This window comes from Bacteroidales bacterium (assembly GCA_023229505.1).
Classification (GTDB): domain Bacteria; phylum Bacteroidota; class Bacteroidia; order Bacteroidales; family JAGOPY01; genus JAGOPY01.
Genome location: JALNZD010000066.1, coordinates 1 through 11,924 on the forward strand (window position 1 = coordinate 1; position 11,924 = coordinate 11,924).

The following is an 11,924-nucleotide window of genomic DNA, read 5'->3' on the forward strand; positions in this document are numbered from 1 at the left end:
CCTGCCGGTCCCGGCGGTCGAAAAAAGCTTCCGGAACTTATTGGAAATCCTCCTTTTCGTCCGTCCCCGGACCAAAGAATTCCTGATCGGTTATCCCGCCCTGATGCTGGCCGCCTTTTTTGTTCTGCGCGGCAAGCCGCAATGGCTCTGGCTGTTGGCGGCGGTCGGGGTGATCGCGCCGATCTCGGTCTTCAATACTTTCTCCCATATCCATACGCCGCTCCTGATCTCCCTTGTCCGGACCTTTAACGGTTTGGTCCTTGGCCTGATCGTCGGCTGGGTGGCCTGGTTCATCGTCAGCCGTTTTGTGGCTGATTCGGGTCAGCAGTCGTGAAAATAGGGCAATATGGTGGAACAAAAAAGTAAGGAATTATTGCTATTACAACACTATGCGTGAAGTGCTAAAATATGGAAGTTGGGGGATAATGATACAATGAGCAGGCAAGGGTATGCAAATCTATCAAGAGACGAAATTTATCTGATCTCTCGGGTAGAATATGAAAAACAGAAGCTGATCACGACCGCTTATGTTCGGGGGTTGTATGCCGAGAGTAATAAAGCGTCAAAGGTGATCGCCTCTCTTTTAAGGAAAAAACGGCTGATCCGCATTGAAAAAGGGAAATACCTGCTTGTCCCGATCAAAGCGCCAAATCAGCAATGGACGCCCAACGAATTTATTGTCGCCGCCCTCTGGATGGGGGATACTCCGTATTATATCGGTTATTTTACTATGTATAATTACTGGGGCTTCACAGAGCAGGTCCCGCAAACGATTTATGTGCTCAATACGAAAAAATTCGGCCGGACGGTTATCGGCGGTGTTCGCTATGAAGCGATCAAGATCGATCAAAAAAAATATTATGGGATCAAAAAGATCATGGTTGAAGGAGAGGGCGTCGCGATCAGCGATAAAGAGCGGACTTTGGCAGATATGATCTATAAGCCGATCGGGTCATTCGAAAGTCTTCTGCTAGTTATCAAGAATAATCTGAAAAAGATCGATTTGCCGCTGTTCATTACTTATCTTAAAAAGTTCCCTGTTGTTTCTATTCGCCGGCGTGCCGGATATCTTTTAGAAAAAGCTGGTTGTTCGCCGGTACGGCTTAGAGAATTAAAGAAATCGATCGGTATTGGTAAAACCTTTGTCGCGCTTGATCCGGCCGGGCCTCGTTCCGGCAAAATAAACAAGGAATGGGGTATCATTGTTAATCGATAAAGAAAAACTTAAGGACATAATCCCGGCCATCGCGGCCGAGCATCGTTTTCGGCAGGCGATCGTCGAAAAAGACTATTATCTTACGGTCATTCTTAACAGCATTGCCTCGTCGCTTAGCGGGGACATCGCATTTAAGGGCGGCACCCTCTTGAATAAGATCCATCTCAATTATCACCGGTTAAGCGAGGACCTGGATTTTAGCTACTGTGGGGAAATGGATTTGACCGCTCGTTCAGATCGGTCGGCTGCCATCGCTCCTATAAAAGAAAAAATGCCGGGATTTTTGACCTCTTTAGGTTTAAGGAGCGACAAGCCCAGGGGGGAAGGCTTTAATAACTCCAAGCAGTACGTGTTTAATGTCCTTTATCCTTCTGTTATAACCGGCGGGGAGGGAAATATTAAAATTGAGGTTTCTCTCAGGCAAAAGCCGTACGACCGGCCTGTTATGAATGTTATCCGCCATTTTTACAAGGACCCTTTTACCGGCCAGAACCTGATCCCCGAACACAAAATATTATCGCTTTCTTTAAATGAAGCGGTAGCGGAAAAACTGAAGGCCGCGATCACCAGAAAAGACCCGGCAATACGCGATTACTATGATCTCTGGCATATAGCCGAAGCTAAATTCGATTTCCGCAACGAACATTTTATGGAAATATTCAAAAATAAGTTGGCTGATGAGGGATATCAAGGCGATTTTAAAGATAAGTTTGGTTTGAGCGAAGTTAAGCTGGATTTACTGACACGACAGATCGAAACGGATTTAATACCCGTTATTAGAATTGACGAAGTGTTTGACCTTAGTAAAGTGTTTAGTCGCTTCAATAAAATATTAGGACACGAGTTCCATAAGTAAACGCGCCACTTTGGGTACAACTTTGGGTACAACTAGGTATAGGCTGGAGATCGCGGATGGGGGAGAGTCGAGGCGGAGTCGAGGGAATATATGCGACTTTGCATAGGTAGGCAATTCTTAAGCACTTGGAGGCCATAAATTGAAAAATAAAGATCAAAAAGCTGAACGGGAATCTCTCGATATTAAAGATAAAATATTAAGCGCGCTTAAGATTTCCTTGCCGGAGGTTATTAGCGAAGGCAAGGTTAATTGGGACAAACTACGCCAGGTGTTGGGTGAACACATAGAGACAGCCGCGGAAAAATTCAATTTCACCTGGGCTGGAAAGAGCGGAGCTATTACGAATGTGTTAATACCCAGCAAAGCCACGCTCCGCCCGGATAAAAAGGAAAGCATCAAGTTTGACGAAAGCGAAAACCTTTTTATTGAAGGTGATAACCTCGAAGTCCTCAAGCTCCTGCAAAAGTCCTATTTTGAAAAGGTCAAGATGATCTACATTGATCCACCGTATAACACCGGTAATGAATTTGTATATAAAGACGATTTCCGCCAGCCATTAAAGAATTACTTGGAGCAGTCCGGGCAACTAGATGGCGAAGGCAACCGCCTTTCCACAAATACGCAGGCCAGCGGGCGGTTTCATAGTGATTGGTTGAATATGATGTATCCGAGATTGAAATTAGCATGGAATCTCCTGCAGCATGATGGAGTGATATTTATTAGTATTGATGATCACGAGGCATATCATTTAAGAATGATAATGGATGAAATATATGGAGAAGAGAACTTTGTTGCACAATTGGTATGGAAGAAGAAATATGGCGGCGGAGCGAAAACGAAATATTATGTTGATTTACATGAATATATAATTGTTTATGCGAAAAACATTAACTCAATAGATAACATAGAAATTCCTTACGATGAGCGACTTATAGAGAGATACTATAAATATAAGGATAAAAAATATCCAATAAGAGGGCCATATAGATTACAGCCACTTGCAACAAACAGCAACGATGAAAGGCCGAATCTTCGGTATCCTATTATCTATAATGGGAAGGAAATATGGCCTGAAATGCAATGGCAATGGTCAAAAGAACGGACAGATAATGCTATGAGCAATGATGAAATCGTTATAAGTAAATCAAAAGGCAAGGCGAGTGTAAATTTTAAGCAATATCTTAAGGATGAAAATGGTGTGATAAGAACAAATAAACCATTCTCGATAATTGAAGGGATATATACTCAGCACGGAACGAATGAAATATCTGAAATTTTGGGTAATGGTAAAATATTCCCGTTTCCTAAGCCATCGGGGTATGTTAAAGAGCTTGCCGTGCCATTCCTTAAATCAGAAGAAATTATTGTCGATTTCTTTTCCGGATCTGCAACTACCGCCCATGCTGTACTTGATCTCAACAAAAAGGATGGAGGAAATCGCAAGTTTATTATGGTGCAGATGCCGGGGCCGACAGATTCCAAAAGCGAAGCATATAAAGCCGGATATAAAACAATAGCTGACATTGGCAAAGAACGCATCCGCCGGGTGATTAAAGGTTATGGTGATCATAAGCCAATTAATGATGGTTTTAAGGTGTTTAAGCTTGATAATTCCAACTATGCCGATAACCTTTTTGAATACGACCCCGAAAGGACCGATGAGGAAAATAAAAAAGCACTTACGGCATACCTCGATAAGGCGCAAAAGGAGCTTTTCCCGGCCAAGATCAATGAGCTTGATATTGTCTACGAAAATATCATCAAAGAAGGGCTAAATCTTAACGCCCAAGTTGAAGAAATAAAGATTGGCAAGAACAAAACCTATAAAGTTATCGACTCTGATCGCGAGCTTTTTATCTGTTTGGATGAGAAACTAAGCGACAGTGCGATCGACCTGCTAACCGCTAAAGAATATAAGGAGAAAATCTTAATCTGTTTTGACGGCGCTTTAAGCGACAGCGATAAGGCCAACCTTTCCCTTAACCTGACGCTAAAGACGATATGAAGTTAAAATTCGACCCTAACCAGCAATTCCAGATTGACGCTATCAATGCCGTCCTCGATCTTTTTGAAGGGCAGGGCAAAAACGGTTATTTCCATCTTCTATCAGCGCACGACCTTTTAGGAATATATCCCAATCAGTTGACGCTTGATGCCGAAACGATCAAGCAAAATGTCCGCAAGGTTCAAGAGAGAAATGGAATTAACGGTGAAGTTGTTCCGGACTCGCCTGCCGAGCAGTCGGGGATGGACTTTTCCATCGAAATGGAGACCGGTACCGGCAAAACCTATGTCTATCTCCGCACTATCTTAGAGCTTAACCGTAAGTATAACTTCAAGAAATTCATTGTCATTGTCCCTTCTGTGGCTATCAGGGAAGGTGTTATCAAGACGCTGAACATAACTAAAGACCACTTTAAGGCTCTCTATGACAATCTTCCCTATCGTTTTTACGAGTATATCTCCCGCAATCTTTCTCAAGTCAAGGCATTCGCCCAGAGCAGTAATGTAGAAATTATGGTTATGACGATGGGCGCTTTCAATAAGGACGCCAATATCCTTTATAGCAGCCGGGATCAGATGCAGGGCGAACAGCCGATCAGCTTTATCCAAAAAACAAACCCCATCCTTATTCTTGATGAGCCGCAGAATATGGAGGGCGAGGCAACGCAGGAGAAGCTAAGGAATTTCAATTCTCCGTTTCGTCTTAGATATTCAGCTACGCATAAGAACTTATATAGCCTGGTCTATCAGCTCGCGCCATATGACGCTTACCAATTGGGACTGGTCAAAAAAATTGAAGTTTATTCCGTGGTCGATACGGATGACGACGAACAGCCGCGGGCTTTTATAAATCTTATCGGTGTAACCTCTTCCCGGACGACACTTAAGGCAAAAGTCGAAGTACTTGTCAAAGATAGCAAGAATATCCTTAATAAGAAAGTCCTGGCGATCAGGCAAAACGATGACCTTGCCCGCAAAACTAATAACAGCATATATGACGGTTATATTGTTGATGAAATGACTGCGGACGCTCCTGATTACGCTTCGGTAGGATCGGTTAAATTCAAAAACGGGATAGAAGTGAAGCGCGGGGAAGATATTGGCAGAGACAAGAAAGACATTATGCGGGCCCAGATCAAAAATACAATTGAGCGGCACATCGAAAAGCGACAGGAGTTAAAGAAAAAAGGGATCAAAACCCTTTCTTTGTTCTTCATCGACCGGGTTGACAACTTTATAAAAAAAGACGGCTTTATCAGGAAAACATTTGATGAGGTATTCAATGCCCTTAAGAAAACAGATAAGGATTTAACAAGGCTCAAAGCCGAGGATGTAAGGAAAGCCTATTTTGCCGAGAAGAATGGGGAGTATTTAGAGCGCGAAAGGGCGATCACCGAGAACAAAGAAGCTTATGACCTTATCATGAAAGATAAGGAGCGCCTTTTGTCGTTCGATGAGCCGACGGAGTTTATATTTACTCACTCCGCCTTGAAAGAGGGATGGGACAATCCCAATGTCTTCAATATCTGCACCCTCAATACCACCGTTTCAACGATGAAGAAGCGGCAGGAGATCGGGCGAGGGATGAGGTTGTGCGTCAATCAGAACGGTGAGCGGGTTTTTGATAGGAATGTCAATCTTTTGTCCGTTATCGCGAATGAACATTATGCCGATTATGTGTCCGGCTTGCAGACGGAATTTGTCGAAGATGGCATTTACAAAGCGCCGCCCTCGCCCTCAAACGCGCGCAAAAAGCGGATCATAAAATTACGCAAAGGCTTTGATAAAGACCCGAATTTTACTGCTATTTGGAATAAGATCGCTAAGAAGACAAGATATTCCGTTAAGGTTAATACTGATAACCTTGTTAAAGGGTGTATTGAAAAGATCAATCAGTTGTCCATTGCCAAACGCCAGATCAGCGTGACGAGGGTTGGCGTTGATATTGGTAAAAACCAAATTGATTATCGACCGATTAGATCATCAACGCAGGATGTTGGCGCTTTCAAAACGGCGCTTGATTGCGTCAATTTCATTAAAGACGAAACGAAGCTAACGCGGGAAACGGTCGTAAAAATCCTGAAAGGGATCGATCCTCGGCTGTTATTTAATAATCCGGAGCGATTTGTTTTTGAGGCGATCCGGGTAATAAACGGGGCTCTTGTTAAGGATTATGTGGAGCAGATCAGTTATTGGCTTGCCGATGATAAGTTCAATGTTTCACAGTTTGAAAAGATCATCAGCCATAAAGACAGCGTACAGGATATAGCAAACAAGAATAAGTCGATTTATGATGCGGTGGCTTACAGTTCCGAGGTTGAAAAGAGCTTTGCCATTGAATTGGATAGGGACGAGCGGATAAAGCTGTTTATCAAGCTCCCGGTTTGGTTTTCGGTAAGGACCCCACTTGGTGGCTATACACCGGACTGGGCGATCGTAACAGTCAAAATGACTCTTCAAGGCAAAGAATCTGATGAGAAAATCTATTTCGTGATCGAAACAAAGGGCTCAATCGATGAAGCCCAGCGCCGCGGTTCGGAAAACCAGAAAATAGCGTGTGCCAAGAAACATTTCGAAATCATCGATGTGCGCTATAAAGATGTTTCCAACTACAGGCAGTTTGAGGAGCTGATGGGATGATGTGGGCGGTGTTGAGAGAGGCGTTTGAGGGCTCAAGATGAATAGGATAGCTGTTTTAGCAACTATTGAAGCAATAAATAAAATGCCGGGAAAAGACTGGATTGATATTTCCCTAGCTTTAGGAGGTCCCGCACTCGGAGCAATTATGAGTTTTTTTGCATACTTGTTAGTTGACAATATAAGAAAGAAAAAAGCACTAGATTATATTAATTTGAAAGAAAGAAGCGATAAGCATAATGGGTATCAGGGTGCGCGTCGAGATCTCGCAGTTTATAATAATGTTTTAAGCGCAAGCAACTTCAATAACGTATTGTTCAATTTCGAAAACATTGTGATAAACAAAATGTTTCAATATATTGATTACTACGATAGGGACACAAAGGACTTGTATGACAAACTTATAATAATGAGAGATTTTTTCAAAAATAATCCAGATAAAAAATCTATGGATAGTTTACGAATTGAATTTGAAGCTGAATTTAAAAAGATTATGATCGAAATTGATCAGCATTTACAATACAAGGCCGAAAAGGTTTATCCAAAGATAAACCAATTGGGAATAGAAAAAGCAGAAATTGAAGCAAAAAGATGAATGCTATTTGGGCGGTGTTGAGGGAGGCGTTTGATGAAAGACGGCATGTTAAATATTATTGAAGACACCTTATTACAAAGTTTGAGTGATCCTGAAAGGGAGCTAAACAATTTATTCAGGGAAAATGATAAAGAATTAGAGCTATCAAGAATCTATCTTGGGGCAGTGAGGGTCTATAAAGATAATAGCAACCCCGACAAAAATACTTTAGTATCACATTCTGTAAGAGAAATTAACCGCATACTCCCTAAAAAATATCCGATTTCTGTATATGCGATATCAAATGCTTCTGATGGGGTTGATATGGAAAAGGAAGTAAGAAATATAGTTGTTAATTCATTTAACCGGCTACCTATGCTCAACGATTCAGAAGTTAATTTAATAGTCGAAAAATGGAGTGGATGTTATAAACCAAATCACAGGCAACAGTTTAAACAAATGCTTATATCAATAGATGAAGAGCAATCGTTGCCCATGACAATTGTGAACAAAATAGATGAGACTTTGTCAGAATTAATTAAACTTAACAAATGGTTCACGGGATATGCTCATCAAGGTAATAGGAGTGAAATGCATCTATTCGATGGAAAATGGCAGCTTATTCAAGATGTTTGGCGGAATATATTATCTCCCTTTTATGGGGTAACAGATGAAATTGATGGAATAATATCTGTTGAAATACCAAACGATAAACTATTTAAATCTCTATTGTCTAAATTGATAAGGCAAAAACTTGTTGAATATTTATTCAGAACTCTTGATAAGCCTGGCTGGTTTGATTTTCTTAATGAAAATGAGTTTTTTCTATATGCCCCAGAGATTGAGAAGGACGAAGATGATAATACTATACAAGCCCCGCCATGGTGGCCTGGATACTATCTATTAAAAGTCGCTGATAAAATACCAGAAAAAATTACACCTTTATTGGAACAATTAAAGATAAACGATAATTGGAATGCGTTAGATCTATGTTTCCAGATAACATTAAAACTTCCGTTTGATTATTCGAAACAATTACTGCCTAAAATTGATGAGTGGCTTGATTCAAGTGCATTCCAGATTGCTGATAAATATGCTATGGATCTGCTAGGTAAATTTATTGATGAAGAACATTATAATGCCGCGCTTCAACTATTTGATATTTTAAGCAAGCCTGTTAAGAAAGCGAAAACAAGCACAAGCCTAAGATCCGATATCTATTATAGTGAAGAACTGAAACAAATGTATCTTCCTGCTCTTATTCAAAACAAGCCTGAAGAAGTACTTGAAATAGTTGAAAAAAGGCTAAATGAGGCAATCAAGTTAAGTAGGAATGAGGAGGACGATTATTCATATATATGGCGCCCTTCTATTGTAGAGAGCGAAGAAAACGCCCTTGATGGCGACGCCGAAAACATTTATGTAGAAATCCTGCGTGACGCATTGTTGAATTATTATAAGCACAACAATAAATCCGCAAAAACAAAAATAGAAGAATATCTGAATAAAAAATATTCAATTTATAAAAGATTGGCAATTTATATCATCGATGCATGCGACATATCGGAATGCTATGAGCCAGTTCTAACGAACAAGAAGTTCCTTGGCTCATATGAGATGTCGCGGGAATATTTCGTGCTGTTAAGAAATAAATATGCCTTGTTAGATATCAATATTAAAAAGAAGATTCTGGAATTAATTGAATCCGGGCCTGGAGAAGGCGAGGAGCCCGAGCAGGTTAAACAGTGGATTGAAAAAAGACTGTATAAAATCGGGGATATAGTCTTGCAGGATGAAAAACTAAAAGAATATCATCAATTCATTAATAAATATAAGAGAGGGATCGATGCCGCCGAAAAAGAAGCTGAGGAAGACAGGGCTTTTAGCCGGGGTGGTCCCACAAGCCCGAAAACAATTGAAGAATTAAAGCAGATGAAGCCCGGGGATTTTATTGATTATATTAGAAACGATTTTAAGCCGGCTGGTGGCTTTGGAAAACCGACCCCGGAAGGACTGGCCAGCTTGCTTAGAGGGGTGGTCAAGGAAAACCCGATCCAATATGCGGAAATCGCCGAAAAATTCGCGGAAGACGGGATTTGTCCGGTTTATCCGGCATATTTGCTGCAAGCTTTGCATGATGCCTGGCGTGAGGGAAAAGACTTTGAATGGGAATCGGTTATTAAATTATGTGAGCTGATGCTCGATAAAAATGATCCCGAGGGGGCAAAAGACGTAAGGGATCGCTTTGATTATGGGCTTTTTTCGTGGGTGAAAGGATCAATAGCCGATCTTTTGGGTGAAGCGGTAAGAAGTGATAAACATGTTATTGATGATGATTATTTGCCAAGAATAAAGCATATTTTATTTTATCTTGCGGAGAAAGACTCAAATCCTGAAACACGCGTAGCTCGCTGGATGGAACATCAGGGAGAACGGATTGAAATTGTAGATTATGTGGCCGAAGCGATTAATTGCAATAGAGGTAAAGCTTTGGAGGCGGTCATCTTGTATGCCCTGCGGATCGCCCGCATTAAAGAAAAAAGTGAAACCAAAAAAGCCGAAGGGCCATTTCCTCCCGGACATAGATTAGAAGACGATGTTAAAATATTTCTTGAAAATAGGATGAGAGATGAACCTCAGCCCTCTGTACATTCGACATTTGGAAGGTACTTCCAATATCTATTTTATTTGGATCAGGAATGGGTAAAAGAAAAAATCAAGCAGGGATTATTATTTTCAAAAGGAGAAGATAAAACTACATTTTGGGATGCAGATTGGCAGGGGTATGTTTTATTTAATCGATTTTATGACGACCTTTATGGGCTTTTGAAAGAAAACGGCGACTATAAAAAAGCTATCGATAGAATTAAAGCCAAATCAATCGAAGACGTGAAAAATAATCAAGAAGGCAGGAATTTGGCTTTACATATAATGCTTGCGTATCTCAGGGGCCTTGAATCTTTGGAGAAACAAGGTAACCTGGTTAAATATTTCTTTGATAACACTCCGGCTGAAGTGCGAAGTCAGGCAATCTGGGCTTTGCACTCCCTATTTGAAAAGAGACCGCCGACCAATGATGATTGGCCTAAATTGAGGAAGTTGTGGGAGTATAGGGCGGAAGCCACTGATGATGAGGAGTTGGGCGCTTTTGTTGCATGGCTGAAATGGCCGTTACCGGAATCAATAAGGGATCTTAGCCTGCTTATAAAAAAGAGCATAAACTGTAAAGGGAAAGTATTTCATCAGCATGGATATTATGAATATTATATTAAGAATATTGAGGCATATCCAAGTGAAGTATTGGGGCTAACCGATGCGCTCTTAAAGGCAAGCCATAAAAACAAGCCATTATATTATGGTTATCAAAAATATGTAAAACAAATACTTGATGCTGTTCAGCCGAAAGCTTTGGAGCACAAAGATATTGTCAATTCGATCGTAAATTTCCTGGGTGAAGTAGGGGATTATAGTTTTAAAGAATATTTGATAAAATGAATATATAAGGAAGAAAAATGAAGATATTAATCTCCGGCTATTATGGTTTTGGCAATGTCGGCGACGAAGCGGTCCTCCAGGCGGTCCTTAACGAATTGACCAGCCGCGTCCCTGACGCCGAGGTCTGTGTCCTCTCCGCCGCGCCCCAACTGACGGCCGAGTTGAACCGGGTCAGGGCGATCCCGCGTTACGCTTTATTCCGGATCATCCGGGAGATCCGCCAGGCGGATATTTTTGTCAGCGGGGGGGGGACCCTTTTTCAGGACGCGACCAGCCGGCGCAGTTTCCTATATTATCTCGGTCTGGTCTGGTTAGCCAAACGGCTGGGCCGCCGGGTCGTTATCCTGGCCCAGGGTTTTGGCCCGCTGCGCGGACGGCTTAACCGCTTCCTGGCCAGGTTGGTCCTGGACCGGGTTGACCTGATCACCTTGCGCGATGACGAGTCGCGCCAGGAATTGAAACGGCTGGGCGTTTGCCGCCCGGAGATCGTCGTGACTGCCGATCCGACCCTGCTCGACACTCTGCCGCCGCTGGCCGAAGGGCGGAAGATCCTGGCGCTGGAAGGGGTGCCGGCCGGCGTGCCGCTGGTCGGGCTTGCCTTGCGCGGGTTGAAAGGCCAATCAGAGCTGGAAAACAGGCTGGCCCAAGAGATCGCGGCGGAACTGAACGGATCACCGCGCCGCCAGCCGGTTTTTCTGCTTTTCCAGTGTCCCGAGGATATGGGGATGACCCGCAAGGTCGTCGACCGTCTGACCGTTCCCTACCACGTCATTTACCGTCTCTGCCGGCCGGAAGAGATGCTCGCCATGTTCCCGCATTTTGACCTGGTCGTGGCGATGCGGCTGCACGCTGTGATCTTCGCCACGCTAGCCAAGGTTAATTGTCTTGCCTTGTCATACGATCCGAAAGTCAGCTCCTTCGCCCGGTTGGTTGAGCAACCGTGCGTTGAGGTCAGCGCCGGGGAGGAGCTGACCGACCGTCTGGCCGAACTCCTGCTGCGGCCGCTCGACCGGAGGCTGGAGCTCGAACTCCACTGCCGGAGGCTCTGCGACCAGGCGCGGCGGAGTTTTGATCTCATGCTGGAGAAAGGTTATCATTTAGACAGGGGGGGAGCAAAGAGATGAAAAAGAAAGCGTTGATCA

General features: G+C 42.8%; 8 protein-coding genes. All 8 read left to right on the forward strand.

What is annotated here, in order from left to right; all coding sequences use genetic code 11:
* Positions 1-334: DUF5693 family protein (locus M0Q51_16130; protein ID MCK9401507.1), on the forward strand; the 334-nt coding region annotated here is incomplete at its 5' end.
* 81 nt (positions 335-415) lie between these two features.
* A complete protein-coding gene (locus M0Q51_16135) occupies positions 416-1,216 on the forward strand; it encodes a hypothetical protein (GenBank protein ID MCK9401508.1) in 801 nt (266 codons plus the stop codon).
* On the forward strand, positions 1,203-2,072 hold the full coding sequence (locus tag M0Q51_16140; GenBank protein ID MCK9401509.1) for a nucleotidyl transferase AbiEii/AbiGii toxin family protein: 870 nt from the start codon (positions 1,203-1,205) through the stop codon (positions 2,070-2,072). The genes M0Q51_16135 and M0Q51_16140 overlap by 14 nt, the downstream gene beginning before the upstream one ends.
* A gap of 139 nt (positions 2,073-2,211) precedes the next feature.
* Positions 2,212-4,077: a site-specific DNA-methyltransferase gene (locus tag M0Q51_16145; GenBank protein MCK9401510.1), complete on the forward strand. Its 1,866-nt coding sequence runs from the start codon at positions 2,212-2,214 to the stop codon at positions 4,075-4,077.
* Complete coding sequence (locus M0Q51_16150) at positions 4,074-6,716, forward strand: DEAD/DEAH box helicase family protein (GenBank protein ID MCK9401511.1); 2,643 nt, start codon at positions 4,074-4,076, stop codon at positions 6,714-6,716. Before M0Q51_16145 ends, M0Q51_16150 begins: the two co-directional genes overlap by 4 nt.
* A gap of 37 nt (positions 6,717-6,753) precedes the next feature.
* A complete protein-coding gene (locus M0Q51_16155; protein ID MCK9401512.1) occupies positions 6,754-7,308 on the forward strand; it encodes a hypothetical protein in 555 nt (184 codons plus the stop codon).
* A 33-nt stretch (positions 7,309-7,341) separates the two neighbouring features.
* The gene (locus M0Q51_16160; protein MCK9401513.1) at positions 7,342-10,782 is read left to right on the forward strand and encodes a hypothetical protein; all 3,441 of its coding nucleotides are present in this window, start codon (positions 7,342-7,344) and stop codon (positions 10,780-10,782) included.
* A 17-nt stretch (positions 10,783-10,799) separates the two neighbouring features.
* The gene (gene csaB, locus M0Q51_16165; GenBank protein MCK9401514.1) at positions 10,800-11,906 is read left to right on the forward strand and encodes a polysaccharide pyruvyl transferase CsaB; all 1,107 of its coding nucleotides are present in this window, start codon (positions 10,800-10,802) and stop codon (positions 11,904-11,906) included.
* The last annotated feature ends 18 nt before the right edge of the window (positions 11,907-11,924 follow it).

Bases quoted from the DNA above. Each gene is read 5' to 3' on its own strand.
- M0Q51_16150 (MCK9401511.1), top strand. From the start codon at position 4,074: ATGAAGTTAAAATTCGACCCTAACCAGCAATTCCAGATTGACGCTATC.
- M0Q51_16155 (MCK9401512.1), top strand. From the start codon at position 6,754: ATGAATAGGATAGCTGTTTTAGCAACTATTGAAGCAATAAATAAAATG.
- M0Q51_16160 (MCK9401513.1), top strand. From the start codon at position 7,342: ATGAAAGACGGCATGTTAAATATTATTGAAGACACCTTATTACAAAGT.
- csaB (MCK9401514.1), top strand. From the start codon at position 10,800: ATGAAGATATTAATCTCCGGCTATTATGGTTTTGGCAATGTCGGCGAC.